General features: G+C 65.2%; 16 protein-coding genes. 12 read left to right on the forward strand and 4 right to left on the reverse strand.

Annotation, left to right across the window (positions count from 1 at the left end):
• Positions 1–25 precede the first annotated feature (25 nt).
• Together GGQ90_RS17395 and GGQ90_RS17400 are read left to right on the forward strand one after the other, a co-directional pair.
• Positions 26–922 carry a shikimate dehydrogenase gene (locus tag GGQ90_RS17395; protein ID WP_188083245.1) on the forward strand — a complete coding sequence of 299 codons (897 nt, stop codon included), beginning with the start codon at positions 26–28 and terminating at the stop codon, positions 920–922.
• On the forward strand, positions 919–2,232 hold the full coding sequence (locus tag GGQ90_RS17400; protein WP_188083246.1) for a carbohydrate porin: 1,314 nt from the start codon (positions 919–921) through the stop codon (positions 2,230–2,232). Before GGQ90_RS17395 ends, GGQ90_RS17400 begins: the two co-directional genes overlap by 4 nt.
• A gap of 6 nt (positions 2,233–2,238) precedes the next feature.
• Here the strand turns inward: GGQ90_RS17400 and GGQ90_RS17405 are convergent, their stop codons facing one another.
• Together GGQ90_RS17405 and GGQ90_RS17410 are read right to left on the reverse strand one after the other, a co-directional pair.
• Positions 2,239–4,110, reverse strand: coding sequence for a bifunctional sugar phosphate isomerase/epimerase/4-hydroxyphenylpyruvate dioxygenase family protein (locus tag GGQ90_RS17405; protein ID WP_188083247.1), 1,872 nt, complete (start codon positions 4,108–4,110; stop codon positions 2,239–2,241).
• A gap of 104 nt (positions 4,111–4,214) precedes the next feature.
• A complete protein-coding gene (locus tag GGQ90_RS17410) occupies positions 4,215–4,694 on the reverse strand; it encodes a c-type cytochrome (RefSeq protein WP_188083248.1) in 480 nt (159 codons plus the stop codon).
• Between the two features lie 213 nt (positions 4,695–4,907).
• Between GGQ90_RS17410 and GGQ90_RS17415 the strand changes: the two genes are divergently transcribed.
• The 7 genes from GGQ90_RS17415 (at position 4,908) to GGQ90_RS17445 (ending at position 10,403) form a co-directional block, all read left to right on the forward strand.
• Complete coding sequence (locus GGQ90_RS17415) at positions 4,908–5,561, forward strand: TetR/AcrR family transcriptional regulator (protein ID WP_188083249.1); 654 nt, start codon at positions 4,908–4,910, stop codon at positions 5,559–5,561.
• Positions 5,562–5,635: 74 nt separating this feature from the next.
• On the forward strand, positions 5,636–6,817 hold the full coding sequence (locus tag GGQ90_RS17420) for an MFS transporter (RefSeq protein WP_188083250.1): 1,182 nt from the start codon (positions 5,636–5,638) through the stop codon (positions 6,815–6,817).
• 168 nt (positions 6,818–6,985) lie between these two features.
• Positions 6,986–8,164, forward strand: a complete 1,179-nt coding sequence (locus GGQ90_RS17425; protein WP_188083251.1) for an amine dehydrogenase large subunit — start codon at positions 6,986–6,988, stop codon at positions 8,162–8,164.
• Between the two features lie 2 nt (positions 8,165–8,166).
• On the forward strand, positions 8,167–8,700 hold the full coding sequence (locus GGQ90_RS17430; protein ID WP_188083252.1) for a MauE/DoxX family redox-associated membrane protein: 534 nt from the start codon (positions 8,167–8,169) through the stop codon (positions 8,698–8,700).
• 4 nt (positions 8,701–8,704) lie between these two features.
• Positions 8,705–9,307, forward strand: coding sequence for a thioredoxin domain-containing protein (locus GGQ90_RS17435; protein ID WP_188083253.1), 603 nt, complete (start codon positions 8,705–8,707; stop codon positions 9,305–9,307).
• A 25-nt stretch (positions 9,308–9,332) separates the two neighbouring features.
• Complete coding sequence (locus GGQ90_RS17440) at positions 9,333–9,878, forward strand: methylamine dehydrogenase light chain (RefSeq protein WP_004208334.1); 546 nt, start codon at positions 9,333–9,335, stop codon at positions 9,876–9,878.
• Between the two features lie 12 nt (positions 9,879–9,890).
• Entirely contained in the window at positions 9,891–10,403 is a 513-nt protein-coding gene (locus GGQ90_RS17445) for a c-type cytochrome (protein ID WP_188083254.1), read from the forward strand.
• A gap of 290 nt (positions 10,404–10,693) precedes the next feature.
• On the opposite strand, the gene GGQ90_RS17450 is transcribed toward GGQ90_RS17445, so the two are convergent.
• Complete coding sequence (locus tag GGQ90_RS17450; RefSeq protein WP_188083255.1) at positions 10,694–12,730, reverse strand: tetratricopeptide repeat-containing sulfotransferase family protein; 2,037 nt, start codon at positions 12,728–12,730, stop codon at positions 10,694–10,696.
• Between the two features lie 445 nt (positions 12,731–13,175).
• Between GGQ90_RS17450 and GGQ90_RS17455 the strand changes: the two genes are divergently transcribed.
• From GGQ90_RS17455 to GGQ90_RS17465, 3 genes are all read left to right on the forward strand, one after another.
• Positions 13,176–15,854: a TonB-dependent receptor gene (locus tag GGQ90_RS17455; RefSeq protein ID WP_188083282.1), complete on the forward strand. Its 2,679-nt coding sequence runs from the start codon at positions 13,176–13,178 to the stop codon at positions 15,852–15,854.
• Between the two features lie 50 nt (positions 15,855–15,904).
• Positions 15,905–16,192 (forward strand): hypothetical protein, encoded by a 288-nt coding sequence (locus tag GGQ90_RS17460; RefSeq protein WP_246428287.1) that lies wholly within the window; start codon positions 15,905–15,907, stop codon positions 16,190–16,192.
• Positions 16,193–16,884: 692 nt separating this feature from the next.
• A complete protein-coding gene (locus GGQ90_RS17465; protein WP_188083257.1) occupies positions 16,885–17,076 on the forward strand; it encodes a hypothetical protein in 192 nt (63 codons plus the stop codon).
• Between the two features lie 379 nt (positions 17,077–17,455).
• Here GGQ90_RS17465 and recR read toward each other — a convergent pair whose 3' ends face one another.
• Positions 17,456–18,052, reverse strand: coding sequence for a recombination mediator RecR (gene recR / locus GGQ90_RS17470; protein ID WP_188083258.1), 597 nt, complete (start codon positions 18,050–18,052; stop codon positions 17,456–17,458).
• Between the last annotated feature and the right edge of the window lie 47 nt (positions 18,053–18,099).

An 18,099-nucleotide genomic window follows, 5' to 3' on the forward strand; every position in this document is an offset into this window, starting at 1 on the left:
CCGCCCCTCTTCCAAGGATAATGCCATGTTCCAGTCCCCCGCGCCCGTCGCGGATCGCCCCCTCGCGTCCATTCTCTGCGGCCTGATCGGCCAGGGCATCGCCGGATCGCGCAGCCCGCAGATGCACGAGACGGAGGCAAAGGCGCTCGGCCTGACCCTCGTCTACCGCATCCTCGATGCCGATCGGATGGGCTATGGCGCGGACGACCTGCCCCGCCTGCTGCCGATGCTGGGCGCGATGGGCTTTGACGGGATCAACGTCACCCATCCCTTCAAGCAGGCGGTCATTCCCTTGCTCGACAGCCTGTCGGATGCCGCACGGGCATTGGGCGCGGTCAACACCATATTGTTCCGCAATGGCCAGGCCCATGGCGACAATACGGACTGGTCGGGCTATCGCGCCCATTTCCTCGCCAGCCTTGCGGATCGCCCGCGCGGCCGGATCGCAATGATCGGCGCAGGCGGCGCGGCGGCAGCGGTCGGCTATGCCCATCTCGACCTCGGCGCGACGCATCTCGCCATCGTCGATCCGGCACAGGACCGCGCGGCGGCGCTGGCCGATCGGCTTGGCGCGCTCTACCCGGCAGCACAGGTGCAGGCCATCGCCCATGCGGCCGATGCCATCGCGGACGTCGATGGCGTGGTCCAGACCTCCCCGATCGGCATGCTCAGCCATCCCGGCCTACCCTTCGATCCCGATCTGCTGACGCCCCATCAATGGGTGTCGGACATCATCTATTTCCCGCTGCACACCCCGTTGCTGATGGCGGCGCAGACGAAGGGCTGCGCCATACTGACCGGCGGCGGCATGGCGGTGATGCAGGCGGCCCATGCCTTCGCCCTGTTCACAGGGGTCGCACCGGACAGCGACCGCATGCTGGCGGACTTCGCCCGCGCCACCGATGCGGCTGTCGCGCCATGATCGCAGACAGCCCACCCGCCATCGTCCTGCCCGTCCAGGTCGCAGAAGCGGTGAAACCCGCGCCGCAATTGCAGGGGCCGCCCGCCGGACCACAGACGCCCCCACCCCCGCTACCGGCCGCGCCCCAGGCCGGCTGGCGCACGCGACTCAAGGACAGGGGCGTCAACCTCACCTTCTCCTATGTCTCCGAAAGCGCCGCATCGATCAGCGGCGGCCGCGATCAGGGCGCGGCCTATACCCAGCAATTGCTGGCATCGGCAGTCGTCGACACCGGCAAGGCGTTCGGCCTTGCAGGCGGCAAGATCATCGCGACGATCATCCATCGCAAAGGGCAGGATCTGACCGCCACCCGCATCGGCAATCTGTTCGAGGTGCAGGAACTGTTCGGCGGCGGGCAGGATCTGCGGCCGGCGGAACTCAGCTATGAGCAGCAGCTGAATGGCGGCAGGACCGCGCTCAAGATCGGCCTCTATCATACGGGCGACGATTTCGCGACCTTGCCCTCGGGCTGCCAGTTCCAGAATTTCGCCTTCTGCCCGCGTCCGACCACGCTCTTCTACAATAGCGGCTTTTCCGGCTTCCCGATCCCGCGCTGGGGCATGCGCGCCCGGCAGGACATCGGCCATGGGCTGAGCATCAGCGTCGCCGCCTTCGAAGTGAACAGCATCCGCGCCCAGACCGGCAATGGCTGGCAACTGGCGCCGCGTTTCGACAGCGTCGTGCTGCCGGTCGAACTGGGCTGGAAGTCTGGCCAGGGCGCAGGGCAATTGCCCGCTCTGGTCCGGGTCGGCGGCCTGATCGACACGACCGACAAGCCCGATGTCTATGCCGATGCCAATGGCGATTCCTACGCCCTGTCCGGCCTCGCCCCGGCCACCCGGCGCGAACGGTGGAGCGCCTGGGCCATGGCGGAAAAGATGATCGCCCGCTTCGGCCCCGGCGAGCGCGGCCTGTCGCTGTTCGGCACCATGACCCTGTCCGACCGGGCGACCGCGCGCGTGCCCTTGTTCCTGAGCGGCGGCTTCGTCGCGCGCGGGCTGTGGGACAATCGGCCCAGGGACAATTTAGGCCTCGGCCTCGTCTATGCCAGGGTCAATCCGCGCATCGCCGATCGCCAGCGCGACCAGCAGATGCTGGGACAGGATGTCGATCCGCAGCGCTGGGAAGCAAGCGGCGAAATCTTCTATGGCTGGCAGGCGACCCGCGCCCTGCTGCTGCGCCCCAACCTCCAATATATCCACCGCGTCGGGGCGACGAGCCGCTATCCCGATGCGGTGGTGGCCGGCATGACGATCAAGCTGATCCTCTGACCCCGCTCAATCGACCGGGTTCTCGTCGCGGAACCGGTTCTGTGCGGCCAGCCGGACGCCGGCATTGGGTGCGCCATAGCCCGTATAGCCGCCCGCGCGCTGGACGAACTCGAAGAAAAACAGCTTGTCGAAGGCGCGGCTGTAGAGCTGCCAGAAGCCGTGACCATCGGCATCCTCGTCATAGAGGATGCCCAGCGCCTGCATCCGCGCCACCAGCGCGTCGTCAAAGCCGAAGCGGGCGGCGATGTCCGCATAATAATTGGCCGGGATCGTCAGCACCGCCGCGCCCTCATCCCGCAGGGTCTGCGCGGTCGCGAAGATATCGTCGGTCGCCAGCGCCACATGCTGATAGCCGCCGCCAATCCCCTGGTCGAGGAAGCGGGACGACAGCGTCTCGCGCGCGTCCGACGCATTGAGCGTCACGCGGAAGGCGCCGTCGGGCGCCTGCAAGGCCTGGCTATGCACCAGCCCCGACGGATCGATCACGTCCTGCGCCGCCTTCGCCTCCAGCCCGAACAGCGCGCGCCAGTAAAGCTGCCAGGACAGGAACTCGTCATTATGGACGACGGCGGCGAGATGGTCGAAGCCATGGGCATGGACCGGCGTGTCGGGCTCCGCCTCGATCGCTTGGAATTCGCGCGCCCACAGCCCTTCCACCTCATTATCGTCGATCAGATAGACCAGGCTGCCGCCGACCCCGCGCAGCGCCGGCATCGCCATCCGGCCGGGGCGGCCTTCCGCGCTATAGGCCTTGATCCCCAGCGCCGCCGCGCGCGCCTGCACCGCCGCCTTGTCCTTCACCCGCACGCCGATCGCGCAGATGGACGATCCATGTGCCGCACGATAGGCGCTGGCAAAGCCCTTGGGCTCGGCATTGACCACCAGGTTGACGCCGCCCTGGCGCCATCGCGTCACCTTCTTCTGGCGATGCTCGCCGGCAAGGCTGAAGCCCAGAGTCGCCAGCGTGCGGCCCAGCCGCGCGGAATCGGCGCCGGCGGTGGTGAATTCCACAAACTCAGCGCCCAGAACCGGCTCCGGCGCGGGCATGGTCGACGGGCGCCCCAACTGCCGCAGCGCCGCGTCGCGCACATAGTCGAGCGAACGATGCCCGTCCTCCGCCACCAGAGTCGCCGCATTGGAGCGAAACCGGTCGTTGAAGATTTCCAGCGACAACGGCCCGTCATAGCCGGTGGCCAATATCTCCGCAACGAAGCCGGCGACATCCAGCCCGCCCTGCCCCGGCAGGTTGCGGAAATGGCGGCTCCAATAGAGCAGGTCCATGTCGAGCAGCGGCGCGTCGGCCAGTTGGACGAAGACGATCTTGTCGCCGCGAATATCGCGGATGCTCTCGCTCGGGATTTTGCGCGACAGCGAATGGAAACTGTCTAGGATGATGCCGATATGGGGATGGTCGACCTGCTCGACGATCGACCAGACATCGCGATGATCGAACACATGCCGGCCCCAGGCCAGCGCCTCATAGCCCACCAGGATACCGCGCTTGGCGGCCCGCTCGCCCAGGTCCCGGAAATCGTCGACAATCCGCTCCCGTTCGCCCAGAGAGGCGGGCGAGCAGTTGGAGCAGACCAGGATGCGATCGGTGCCCAGTTCGCCCATCAGGTCGAACTTGCGCTCGGCCCGGTCGAAGGCGCGCTGGCGCAGCGCGCCCGGCATCCCCTCGAAATCGCGGAAGGGCTGGTAGAGCATACAGGCCAGGCCCAGATCGTCCAGCATGCGCCGCACGTCCCGCGGCGCCAGTTCCGACCCGATCAGGTCATTCTCGAATATCTCGACCCCGACAAAGCCGGCCGCCGCAGCGGCGCGCAATTTCTCTTCGAGCGTGCCGCGCAGCGAGACGGTGGCGATGGCGTTGGACATTGGGGGATCTCCTTGGAGCCCCCTTATCCCACAGCCCGACACCGCCGTTTAACCGCTCAAGACCGACTATCCCATAGCATAGAGTTATAGGATCGCCGCCCGGATCAGGACGGGATCAGCCCTTTGCCCGCCAGCCGGCCGCGTTCGGCCGCGACCTGCGCCGCGGTCTGCTTGCCGCCAGCGCGCACCTTGGCGACCTCCGCCGCGGTAAAGGGCGCGGCGGGCTTGGCCGCCTTCTTGAGCGACACCGCATGGTTGAGCACATCGGCAATATCCTGGTCGGACATCGTGCCCATGCCGGGCATCAGGCCGGTGATCTTCCTGTCGTCCACGGTGATCGGACCGTAAATGCCATAGAGCAGCACCATGGCGAGATAGCGGCGCCCTTCCGGGCTGGTCGCGATCTGCGCCACTCGGCCATTGAGGCGCGGAAACTGGCCCGGCAGGCCCGCGCCCGAGGGCTGGTGGCACATGGAGCAGCGGTTGGCGAAGGTCTGCGGACCTGTCGCCGGCGCTGTGCCGGGAAGCCCGATCGCCCAGACCGCCAGCAGAGAGAGTGTGACGCGCTTGATACCCTGAATCATCGCCTGAAATGTCCCCGCACATATGGACGTTTGCCCCGGAAGCCGCCCCGCCAGGGTGCCGCACCGGATTTTCACGCCTCTTCCCAAGATTATGTGGATGAGCGAATACTGGACAGTCTTCAAATATTCGTCAAGCCCGCCGTTGCGAGCGATGCGCAAAGGGTGGCGAACCGGGCCGCGCCGTGGTAGGAGGGCCGCCAAGGCAGATGTGATATGATACTCGCTCCCTCACGGCCCGGCATCTATGCCCGCGGGTCCGAAACGGTGGACCAGATCCTCAAGGCGGCGCTGGACGTGCTGATCGACGAGGGCGCCGATGCCTTCACCCTGCGCCGCATCGCCGCGCGCTGCGACATGAAGGTCGGCAATGTCAGCTATCATTTCCCGCGCAAGGAAATGCTGATCCAGGTGATGCTGGACGAGATGCTGGAATCCTATGACAAGCTGCTGGAGGAGATGGTGCGCAAGCCGGGCCTCACCGCCGAGGAACGGCTCAAGCTGGTCATCATCCTGTGCCTGGAGGATATCCAGACCAAGCGCACCACCCATTTGTTCACCGAACTCTGGGCGCTTGCCAATCAGAGCGAGTTCGTCGCCGACCGGGTGCGCCTGTTCTACAGCAAGGTGCATGAGGTGATCGGCGAATATGTGGCGCAGATCAACCCGGCCCTCGCCCCGGACGAGGTGCATAGCGTCGCCCTGTTCATCAGCGCGGCGATGGAAGGATCAACGCCATTCCTGGGCCATCAGAAGCCCTGGGCTGCCAAGATGCCGGTCTTTACCGCCCTGGCGGCGATGTCGTTCGTGCATCTTGCCAAGACGGTGACTTCGCGCGATCTTGCAGGGCTGATGACAGAAGCGGCCTGACGCCGCCCCAAGGGGGAGAGATGGTCTGAACGGCAGGGGCGCCACCGGCGCCCGTTCATGCTGTGGGGGCCATCATGACGCAAAGCCGTATATTGCCCGGATGGGCACCGAACCGGACCATCGCCTGCATCGCCGCCGCCGCGCTCGCGCTGCTGCAACCTGGCATCGATCCTGTTTTCCTGACCCTGCTGACCGCAGCCACCGGGCTTGATCCGTCCGACCATGGCTGGATCGTCGGCGCGACCCAGGGCGGCATGGCGATCGGCGCGATCCTGGTCTGGCGCGGCGGCGCCCATCTGCCCGCCGGCGCGCCGGCCCTCGCCGCGCTGATCGCCCTGGCCGCCAGCCTGATAACGCCGGCGCTCGACGAGCTGGCAACGCTCATCGTCGCGCGCGGCCTGTTCGGCGTCGGCATGGGCGTCGCCTATACCCATGCGATGAGCGCCGCCGCCTCGCAGCGCCCGACCGGCGCCTATGCTGCCGTCTTCCTGGTCCAGCTGCTGCTGTCCACCTTGGTCGCGCTGGCACTGCCGGCGATCAGCGACAGCGCCGGGCCGGCCGCTGCGCTCCGCCTGCTGGCGCTGGCGCCGATCGGCGTCCTGCTACTCAGCCTGCTGATGCCGGCCGCCGATCCGGCGCAAACGCTGACCAGCGAGGCCAATGAGCGTGCTCCCACCCCGCCGCGCGCCTGGGCGCTGGCCGTTGCCCTGTTCTGCTTCATCGCCGCCACCATGATGATCTGGAGCTTTTCCGGCGCGCTGGCGCTGGCCGCCGGCATCGACGACAGCGTGATCGGCGAGGCGGTCGCGATCGGATCGGTGATCGGCGCGCTGACCGCGATCGCCTTGATGCGCGAACAGACGATCATTCCGCTGCCGCTGACCGGCCTGCTGTCCGCCTTCTGCCTGCTCGCCCCGCTCGCCCTCACCCGCCCCGGCGCACCGACCCTGTTCATCCTGGCGATTGGCCTGCTCAATATCGGGTCGACCGCCACGATCATCCGCTTTTCCGGCCTTGCCACGGCAGCGGGCGGCGGCAGTCCGCTGTTCCGCCGCTTCGTCGCCTGCGTGCACAGCCTGGGCATGATCGCCGGGCCGGTGGCAGGATCGCTGCTGTCCGACGCCCTCGGGCAACAGGGGCTGGTCGACGGCGCGCTGGTCGCCCTCACCGGCGGCTGTTTCGCGCTGCTGGTGGCAACCGCACCGGACAAGCTACGCCTGCCCCGGATCGAGGGCGTGAACGAGATTATTGCCTGACGCGGGGCCTGACTCTGGGCGTAATTTTGCTGCGGCGCAAAAATATTTTGCAGGGAGCGCTTCCACCCCTTGACCAATCCTTGACACTTGTCCAGCCTTCGTTCCAGCGGCGAAACGCGGACCAGATGAGTCCAGCGCCGCCGCACCGATCAAGGGGGATCACGCCAGATGTCGAGCGCCGCCGTCAGGGGATTTTTCGCCACCGCCGCCATGGGCTTTGCCCTGTGCGCAGCCGTCACCGTCCAGGCCGCGCCCGCCGACACCACGGCCGCGCTGGAACCAGAAACGTCCGATGTCGTAACGATGGAACCGCCCAAGCCCAACTGGTTCTTCGTCGACGGCGGATGGGATATGCCGGGCACCAGCATCTTCGACGGCGACAGCGGCAAGATGGTGGGCATGGTCGAAACCCGGCGCCTCGCCGACATGGCGATCGATCCGGCCGGCAAATATTATTATGTCGCCGAAACCATCTGGTCGAAGGGCGATCGCGGCACGCGGCAGGACATGGTGTCGGTCTATGACACGCGCGAATTGAAGCTGATCACCGAAATCACCATTCCCGATCGCATCCTGATCGGATCGCGCAAGAACAACTTCATCATCAGCGACGATGGCAAGACCGGGTTCGTCTATAATCTCAGCCCCGCCTCCTCGGTGAACATCGTCGACCTGGTGAAGCGCAAGTTCGTCGCCAATGTCGAACTGCCCGGCTGCGCCAGCATGATGCCCAATCCGGGCGTCGGCTTTTCCGCGCTGTGCGCCGACGGATCGCTCGCGACCGTGAAGCTGACCGGCAGCAAAGCCGACATCACCCATAGCGCGCCCTTCTTCTCGGCCACCGACGATCCGATCTTCGACAATTTCACCTATGACCGGAAGAAGAAGGAAACGACGTTGCTGAGCTACACCGGCCAGATCTGGACCGCGAAGCTCGGCCCGGCGCCGACCATCTCCGCTCCCTTCTCGATCCAGGCCGCCGCCGGCATCCGGCCGGGCGAAACCAAGCCGCTGGAACTGAACTGGTATCCGGGCGGGCGCCAACCGATGGCGCTGCACCGCGCGACCGGCCATCTGTTCGTGCTGATGCACATGGGCGAATATTGGTCGCACAAGGCGTCCGGCACGGAAGTGTGGGAGGTCGATCTCGCCACGCAGAAGGTGGTGAAGCGCCGCCCGCTGGAAGAGCCGATGAACAATATCGAGGTCACCCAATCGGACAAGCCGCTGCTCATCATGGACGGCGAAAAGGGCACTGCCCTCGTCATCGACCTCGCCACCTGGGAAGAAAAGCACAAGATCGAGAAGGCCGGCGGCAGCACCATCACGGTCGCGGACCCGTCCTGATCATGGCGCAGGGCCTGGCGATCGCCGCACTGGCGGCTGCCATCGGGATCGGCCTCATCCTGTTGCAGGCGGGCCTGTCGAAGCTGCGCCACCGCATCCTGCTGCCCGGCGTGATCGCCAATTACCGGCTGCTACCGCCGGCGCTGGTAGCCCCCGCCGCCATCCTGCTGCCGCTGGCGGAGCTTGCCATCGGCGCCACGCTGATCGCCGGCCTTGCTCCGGTGCCGGTGCTGCTCGCCATGCTGCTGCTTAGCCTCTTTGCCGGCGCGATGGCGATCAACATTGCGCGCGGGCGCAGCCATATCGACTGCGGCTGCGGACGTTCACAATTACGCCATCCGATCGGCTGGCCGCTGGTGATCCGCAACCTGCTGCTGGTCGCGCTGGTCGCGCCGCGCCTGCTGCCCACCCCGCCGCTGTCCGTGCTGGACATCGCCACTGCGGCCGCTGGCGGCATCGCCCTGTTCCTCGCCTTCCACCTGCTTGGCGCCATCCTGGCGCTGATCGCCACGCCCGCTGCCGCCTACCGGAGATAGACCTATGCTGACCTCGCTCATCATCGCGCAGATCCTGTCCTGGGTCGCCATCTTCGCGCTCGGCATCGCCCTGCTGGCGGTCGCGCGGCAGGTCGGCGTGCTGCACATCCGGGTCGCGCCCGCCGGCGCGCTCGCCACCAGCGGCGGCCCGGCGGTAGGCGACGCCATCGTCAAGATCGACGCCCGCACCATCGACGGCGCACCCGTCATGATCGGCGGCCATGCCCATGGCACGGCGCTGCGCCTACTGATGTTCGTCTCCGCCCAATGCCCGCTGTGCAAGAATATCATCCCGATGGCCAAGTCCTTCGCGCGGGACGAGCGGGTCGCGCTGACCTTCGTCGGCGACGATGATATCTCTGCCCAGCGCGCGATGATCGCCCAGCATGGGCTGGAGGGCCATGCCTTCGTCAACGGGCCGGAGGCGGGCCAGGCCTATGGCGTCGCCAAGCTGCCCTTCGCCGTGCTGCTCGATGCCGAGGGCACCATCCTGTCCAAGGGACTGGTCAACAGCCGCGAGCATCTCGAAAGCCTTGTCGTCGCCCATGAAATGGGGATCGCCACGGTGCAGGATTATATCGGTTCGCTCAAGGCGCAGGCGGCCTGATCGCAAGTTAAAGGGGGTCCGTGACATGAAGAAGTTCGACGCCGACGCCATGGGGGAAAAGCTGCTGCGGCGCCTCGCCGGGGGGACATCGCGCCGCTCGATGCTCTCGCGCCTGGGGGCTGCCCTGGTCGCTGCGCCCGCCTTCCCGCTGCTGCCGGTCAGCCGCGCCGAAGCGGCCAAGCCCGACCGTTCGCCCGAGGCCAAGACCGCCTTTGCCCGCACCGCGCAGAGCAAGGACGAGACCAAGTGCGACTATTGGCGCTATTGCGCGATCGACGGCGCACTCTGCACCTGTTGCGGCGGCGGCATCCACAGCTGCCCGGCGGGTTCGGAGCCCTCGCCCGTCTCCTGGGTCGGCACCTGCATCAATCCGGATGATGGCAAGGCCTATCTGATCGCCTATCGCGACTGTTGCGGCAAGCCCGCCTGCGGCCAGTGCGGCTGCGACAATACCGACCGCGAAACCCAGCTCTACATGCCTCAGCTCAACAATGACGTGATCTGGTGCTTCGGCACCAGCAGCATGGAATATCATTGTTCGACCGCCGTGCTGGTCGGCGCGGCCAGCTAAGGCAAGCAGGGGATGCGGCACGCGTTGCTGATCGGATCGCTGGTGCTGCTCGGCGCAGTCGGCATCGGCCGCGCCGCCCTGCCGCCGATGGGCCTGTTGCCCAGCGCCATCACCGATCCCGATCTTGCCCGGTCCGACTATGTCGAAAATTGCGGCGGCTGCCACGGGGTCCAGGGCAGCGCCGCGCCTGCGGCTCTGCCCGAACTGCGCGGCCGCGTCGGCTGGTTCCTCTGCACGCCGCAGACCCGCGCCTATCTCATCCGCCTGCCCAATGTCGCGCTCAGCCGGATCAGGGATAATCAGCAACTGGCCGACATGATGAACTTCGTCGTCTTCGGCCTGGGCGGCGGCAGCGTGCCGCAGGGCAGCACCCCCTTCACCGCCGAGGAAGTTGCCCATGAACGACGCTTCGCCTTGTCCGCCGCCTCGCTGACCGCCGAACGCGCCCGCCATGTCGAAACCGCGATCCGCAAATGCCATGCGCCAGCCTCGCTCAGGCAGATGTTTCCGTCTTCGGGGCGATAGAGTCTGCCATAGAGGAAACAAGCCATTCCTCCCAGTACGGGGAGGGTCGAAGCGAGCCATGTGCCTCGGTTCGACATTTGCATTGCAAATGGTGGAGGGGCACCCGTCCGATAGCGCAACGTCAGAAGGCACGTAGCCCTCCGTCAGCACTTCACGCCTGTTCGATGGAGATGCGTGTCTCCAATGAACTCCCCGTGCCGAGGCGGAATGACCTGCCATATTCCGAACCGTGATGCAGGGCTCGCCCCGGCATGCTGCGCCTCATGCGCTCTGCCCCGTCGGCTTGCGGATCAACCCGGCGGCAGGTCCGGATAGCTCTGCACAATCGGCCCCAGCGCGTCGGCCAGCGGGGCCAGCCAGGGTTCGAAGCGCTGCCAATGATCGACGCCGCCGGTATAGATGGGCTGGCGCACCTGTTCGGAACTGGCGGTGCGCACCGCCCGATCGGTCTGCCAGAAGGACAGGCAGGCCGCCTCGAAATCGAGGCCGAGATAGGCGAGCAGCCGGTCGACCTCGCCGGGCGTGTCGGCGACCATCTGTTCATAGATGACGCGATGGACCCGGCCCGGCGCGGCCGCGTCATAGGCGGCCATCAGCGCGACATAGTCGCGATAATAGCGGCCGATGTCGGTCAGGTCATAGGTGAAGGCCTGGCCGCGCGCGAAATGCTGTTTCCAGCCGGAAAAGCAGCAGCCCATCGGATGGCGGCGCGCGTCGATGATGCTGGCATGGGGCAGGATCAGCTTGATGAGGCCGACATGCTGCCAGTTGTTGGGCATCTTGTCGATGAAGCGCGGCTTGCCGCTCTGGCGGTGGACGCGGGTCTGTTCGATATATTCCTCGCCCAAGCGCCGGCGGTCGTCCGGGCCGAGCGACGCCACCATGGTCGCGAAATCGGCAAATTCGCCTTCATCCACCCGCGATTGCAGGCGGCTGGCGATCATCATCATCTCGGGCAGTTCCATCGTGCCTTCGATCTGGCTGTGGCTGGCCAATATCTGTTCGACCAGCGTCGATCCGGCGCGCGGCAGGCCGACGATGAAGATCGGGTCGGGCGCCGGGCAGCCGCCATCGCCCATGGCGGCGATGAAGGGCGCGCTGAAGGTCGTGGCGGTGGCCGCAACTTCGGCGGAAAATTCACCGGCATCATGGCGGATCATCGCGCGGCGCAGCCGATTGCCGGCGTCATAATGGCGGAAGGCCGCTTCGTTCGCCTTGCGATCCTCCTGCGCCTTGCCGAGCGAGAAATGGAGGTGGAAGACATCCTCGCCGTCGGTCTGGCCATCGCGCGCCAGCGTTTCGAGCGCGCGCTCCATCGTGCCGATGTCGGCGGCGTCCAGCTTCACGGTCTTGAGGTTGGCAAGGCTCCACCAGGCTTCGCCCATGGTCGGACGATGATGGACCGCCTGGCGATAGGCATGGACGGCGTCCGCCTGTCGACCCAGCGTCTTGAGCGCATGGCCCAGATTCTGCCAGACCTGCGGCTGGTCGGGACGGTCGGCCAGCAGCCGCTCATAGATGGCGCGCGCCGCGTCCTGATCGCCCAGTCGCACCAGCACCGATGCGCGGATGAGGTCATAGCCCGGATTATGGATCGGCGAGCGGGCGAGGGTTTCGGCATGGGTCAGCGCCTCGCTCAGGCGGTTATTCTGCAGCAGCAGGCGGATGAGGAAATCGCGTGCCAGGTCGAAGCCGGGCGCCAGCGTGACGGCGCGCTCGACATGAGCGAGGGCGGCATTCATGTCGCCGCGCCGCCATTGCACCTCACCCATCAGGCGGATGCCGGCGGGATCGTCGGGCAGGCGATCGGCCCGCGCCGCCAGCAGCGCAGCCGCGTCGTCCAGCCGCCCTTCGTTCATCGCCATTGCCGCTTCCAGCAGGTCGCGATCGCGCGAGGCGGCGTGGACGCCCGACAGGTCGGCGCGCCAGGCATCGCTGTCACGCCCGGTCGCGCGAAGCAGTCCGGCGAGCATGAACCAGCCGCCGGGTACGCCGGGTTGCTGGCGGGTCAGGCTTTCGAGGGTTGCGATGGCCTGGCGCTGGTCGCCGGCTGCCTGCGCGGCATGGGCCAGTTCCCACAATATCGCCGGGACGGTCGGATGCTGGCGGGCGAGGGGGCCGAGTCGGGCCAGTGCGGCCTTGGGCTTGCCGAGGCGGCGCAGCGCCTGGCCGATCAGCAGTTCGGCGGGGGGCAGGCGGCCGGCCCGGCGCAGGATCGCCTCGGCCTGCGCCAATGCCACATCGGGGCGGGCATCGAGAAGATCGGCGGCCTGTGCCAGCGCCGTCTGGATGCTGTCGGTTGCCGGTACGGCGGACGCGTTCCCCATAGCCCCTCATATTTGTGCGACTGCTCAAATTGTTATGTCGGCTGCAGGCGGTCGTCGAGTCAGCTTGTCGTAAAAGTTTCAAAAAGTCGCCGAACAGCCGCTTGACAGCGCGTGTCCGAGTGGCAGTATTGAATTTAGGACAGTTGTTATGATTGCTGCAAAAGCGAACTGTCCGGGGATTATGGAACACATAAAAAGCGTGGCCAGCGTCTGGCGGCGATCCCGAAAGAGTCTCTCTTTCGGGCGGGTGTCTTTCGCCCTGTCGGCCGTCGGAGCGCGAGGTCATGCAACGCGTGAACAGGGAAGGAGACCCGGATCACCGGGCGAATTCGCGGGAGAGGACGAGTCGCAACGCGTATCAGGGGGTATCCGTATGGCCATTCGTCTCCGCTCGCGAAGAGTGCGCACGTTCTGCGCGCTTGGCACGAGCACGTTCCTCACACCGATGATCCTGTCCGCGCCGGCACTGGCGCAGGTCGCCCCGCCACAGGCGGCCGCAGCCGATGCGGCCGCAGCCGATGCGGCCGCAGCCGATGCGGCCGCCGCCGACGCCGAGCAGGGGCTGGGCGAGATCGTCGTCACCGCGACACGCAGCGCGCAGAGCATCCAGAAGGTGCCGATTTCGATGCAGGCGCTGGGCGCGGAGAAATTGCAGGAACGACAGGTGAAGGGCCTGAGCGATTTCGCCGCCCTGCTGCCGTCAGTTTCGTTCGAGGGCATTGGCCCCGGCCGCAACACCGCCTTCTTCCGCGGCATCGTGCCCGCCGGCGGCGCCTATGCCTCGGTCGGCTATTATCTCGATGACATGCCGATCACCGGCACCGAGGTGCCCGACATCCATGCCTATGACCTGGAGCGCGTCGAGGCGCTGTCCGGGCCGCAGGGCACGCTCTATGGCGCGGGCTCGCTGGCCGGCACCATTCGCCTGATCACCAACAAGCCCAAGCTCGACAAGTTCGAGTTCGGCTATGACGTGGAAGCCAATAAATATGGCAAGGGCGATTTCGGCGGCCAGCTGGAATCCTACATCAACGTGCCGCTGGCGCCGACGCTGGCGGTGCGCGCCATGGGCTATTATCGCCGCGACGGCGGCTATATCGACAATACGCCCAACAATGGCACGTTCAACGATGGCAGTTCGTCGACCCTGAGCCTGGGCGACAACAACCCCAACACATCCTACACGCTCGACAATAGCGACATCGCCAAGGATGATTACAACACCATCCGCGAATTTGGCGGCCGCTTCCAGCTGCTGTGGCAGCCGACCGAGGGCTGGGACATCACGCCCGAGATCACGGCCCAGAAGCAGGTGGCGCGCGGCTATTTCGGCTATGATCCGCGGGTCGGCGACCTGGAAGTCCATGACTATGACCAGACCAAGAATGACGATCGCTGGTATCAGGCCGCGCTGTCGATCCACGGCCATATCGGCGACTGGGACATCGTCTCGGCCACCGGCTATTTCAAGCGCCGCACCCGCACGCTAAACGACTATACCTATTACACGGTCACCTATGACGGCTTCGGGCCGGGCTATGAAAGCTATCTGCAATTCTTCGATAATTGCACCGGCTCTGGCGCCAGCCAGCAGTGCCAGATGATCAATCCGACCCAATATTATCATGCCGACACGCACCGCAACAAATTCACCCAGGAATTGCGGATCTCGACGCCCAAGGACTGGCCGTTCGACGTGACCGTCGGCGGCTTCTACCAGCGGCAGAAGAATGAGCTGAACACCAGCTATGCGATTCGCGGGCTCGACACGATCACCGGCTATACCCAGACGGGCGGTGGCGACGTGGCCGGAGGCCTGATCGGCGTGCCGGCCATGTATGAAATCGGTTATGATCAGGATGGCATACCCGATACGGCCGATGATAATGTGCCTTACTTCACCGACACCGTAATCAATGCGAACGGCAATCCGCTCGGCACCATGCTGCTCGGCACCCAGGCGGTGAAGGGTGACGCCTTCTATTATGTCGAGCAGGACCAGCTCTATCATGACAAGGCGCTGTTCGCCGAAGGCCATTACAACATCACGCCGACGCTGAAGCTGACCGGCGGCATCCGCTATTTCTGGACCGATTATAAGGTGAAGGGCTTTGCCGGCGTAGCCGGTTCGGCCGCGGGCGTGGGCTGCACCACGCCGCTGCCCGATGACGAGCGGCTGACCTGCGTCAACACCAACCCCAATGCGGCGGACGGCACCGGCCGTTACAAGGAGGATGGCGAAACCCACAAGGTCGCGCTCGACTGGCAGTTCCAGCCCGACAAGATGGTCTATTTCAACTATTCGACCGGTTTCCGCCCCGGCGGGTTCAACCGGCCGCTGCGCATCCGCAGCCTGGGCAAGATCGTCAATGTCGCGCCGTTCAAGTCGGAAACGCTGACCAATTTCGAGGTCGGCGTGAAGACCACCTGGAACAATATCTTCCGCTTCAACGCCGCCGTCTATTATGAGAAGTGGAACAATATCCAATATGGCGTGGTCGTGTCGGGCGCACAGGGCGCGGGCATGACCGGCAATGCCGGCAAGGCCGAGGTCAAGGGCATCGAATATGATGCCGACCTGCGGTTGGGCAAGGTGACGATCTCCACCTCCGGCGCGTTCAACGATGCCAAGCTGAAGGGCGATTTCTGCAACTTCGCGCTCAATACCCAAACCGAGTCCATCTCACAGCTGAGCAGTTGTACCTTGGACAAATTTGTTCCTGGATCGTCGCCGCCCACACCTGAAGTTGCCGCCGCCAACGGCACCCGCCTGCCGCGCCAGCCGCGCTTCAAAGGCACGACCTCTATCCGCTACGATACCGACCTGGGCGACTATGCAGCCTATCTCCAGGGCGCGGCGCTCTATCAGACCGGCGCGACGCAGGATCTCAACGTCGAGAGCAACGAACTGCTGGGCAATACCAAGGGCTTTGTCAGCTTCGATTTCTCGGGCGGGATCAAGAAGGATAATTGGAGCGTCACCCTGTTCCTGCAGAACGCCTTCGACAAGCGTGGGCAACTGACCAAGAACACATTCTGCTCGATCGACTTCTGCTCGGGTTCGTCGCGCACCTTCACGATCAAGCCGCAATTCTTCGGCATCCGGTTCGGCCAAAAATTCTAAACAGGTCGCCGAACAAGATGGTCATGCCCTGCGCGATATTCGCGCGGGGCATGGCCATTGTCATCGGCATGGCGAGCGTACTGCTCGCCATGCCGATCACGCCGCATGCGCAGGAGGATCATTCCGGCCTGACCCGCGCAGCCTATCGCACCCGATGTCTGATGTGCCACAGCCGCGCCGCGCCCGAAGGGGTGTCGCCCGAGATATTGGCGGGTTTGCATCCCGAACCGGGGCTGAAACCGGCAGTCGCGATGCCGGGCCTAAGCTGCTGGCGGCGCTGCACCACCTGCTGGCCTGCAGGCCGGCGAGCGGACGGCCACGACGGTGCTTCGAAATGACCGCCAATGGTCGGACCGACCATTGGCGGTCATCGCTCTTGTAGTTCGCTTCAATTGCGGACAAAAAATTAAGAATGTTGATGGGCGACAATCGACCAAACCCGCTCACAATGCTCAAGTCCACGATATATTTGCCTTGTCATGCGGCATTCAGCTTTTGTTTCGTGACTTTACCGGCTGTGACCAGGTCGTTTCTGGCGCATGGTGAAGTCCGGTAGCAGTGCTGACTTTCTAACCGTTCAGCTTGTTTTGTTTGTCCATATTGTCGTTCGGACCGCTGACGGAAAGCGCTGGTTGCCAGCTTAGCTGTTCCGACATCGGCGTGAACGCTCTGCTGTTCGTTTATTGCGGCAATGGCGTATGCAGGCCCGTGTTTGTCGTAAGACTAAGGGCGGATGTAGCGCTTAAACGGCTGAAAGCCACCATTCTGCAACCACCCCCTTTTTGTCATTCCCGCGAACGCGGGAACCCATCTCCTGCCCCTACGTCCAGCACTAAGCTGGGGAAATCAATCCCCGCCGCTGCGGGGATGACGCTGTCAAACAGGTGGTCCGTAATCCACCCACGCAAGCCATCGCCGTACGATCATCACTCCGCAATCCTCCGCAACCAAACACTCGCTTCATCGCACAAAGCCCGCGCCATGACTGAATGTCATCGACCCGCCGTATTGGCAATCTAAGGCGCCAGATATGAAGTATCGTCTTGATTTTCCACGCAATCCTAAGCTTGCCGATACCGATCAACGGTCGTTCTATGAGGTCTGGGACACGATCGAGCGCTATGACGGCCGCACATCCACCCCGACTCCCGATCACCTGCTTGTGGGCCAGTCTGCCGCGCCAGCGACGCCCCTCATCGTAGCGGCCAAGCCGGCCGGCTGAACGCCGCGCCCCAGTGCATTGGATATCGGCTGTCCTATTTGCGTCGATTCTGATCTCTCCTTCCGATGAACCAGCGCCGCCCTCCCCCCTTCTCCGCCCGGCATGCAAGGATATCCCGGTCGCACGATGAATCGCCCGTCCGGCGCATGACGGGGCGGCAACGGTGGCGTGCCTGTCGCTCAATTGTCGCTTCATTGTCGCCTCGCCGTCGCGTCATCGTAGCGCCGGCATGCCTATAGTGTCGCGTCAGTGTGACCCAACTGGCGCACGCCTGTCGCTTCGCCGGCGCGTTACCGATGAAGATGGCCAAAACAGGCTCGATAACACTGTGAACTTCGCACTGTCGCGTCGCGAACGCCGCCTGCGCCGCGCCTTTCGCCTATCCCAGCGGTCGCCGCGCGCGCAGCGCCTGGGCCAGCGTGCCCTCGTCCAGATAGTCGAGTTCGCCGCCCACCGGTACGCCATGGGCCAACTGGGTCAGGCGGATCGGGAAGCGCTCCAGCCGCTCGGCCAGATAATGGGCGGTGGTCTGCCCCTCCAGCGTGGCGTTCATCGCCAGCACCACCTCGTCGATGCCGCCCGCCTCGACCCGCGCGACCAGCGCGTCGATGCTCAGATCCTCCGGCCGCACCCCTTCCAGCGCAGAAAGCCGCCCGCCCAGCACATGGAAGCGGCCGGGGAAGAGGCGCGACTTGTCCAGCGCCCACAGATCCGCGACATCTTCCACCACGCACAGGCCGCGCGCATCGCGGCGCGGATCGGCGCAGATGCAGCAGGGATCGACCGTATCGACATTGCCGCAGACCTGGCAGGTGACGAGCCGCTCGTTGACCGCCGCCAGCGCGCGCAGCAGCGGCTCCAGCGCGCCCTCGCGCTTCTTGAGCAGATGCAGCACCGCACGGCGCGCCGAACGGGGGCCAAGGCCGGGCAGTCGCGACAGCGCCTGGGTCAGCGTCTCGATTTCTGGGGATGCCATGGAACCGAGATAAGGGCTTGCAAGTCGTCCCGACAAGAGGTTTGAGA

Origin of the sequence: Sphingobium scionense, assembly GCF_014197035.1 — a bacterium.
Classification (GTDB): Bacteria; Pseudomonadota; Alphaproteobacteria; order Sphingomonadales; family Sphingomonadaceae; genus Sphingobium; species Sphingobium scionense.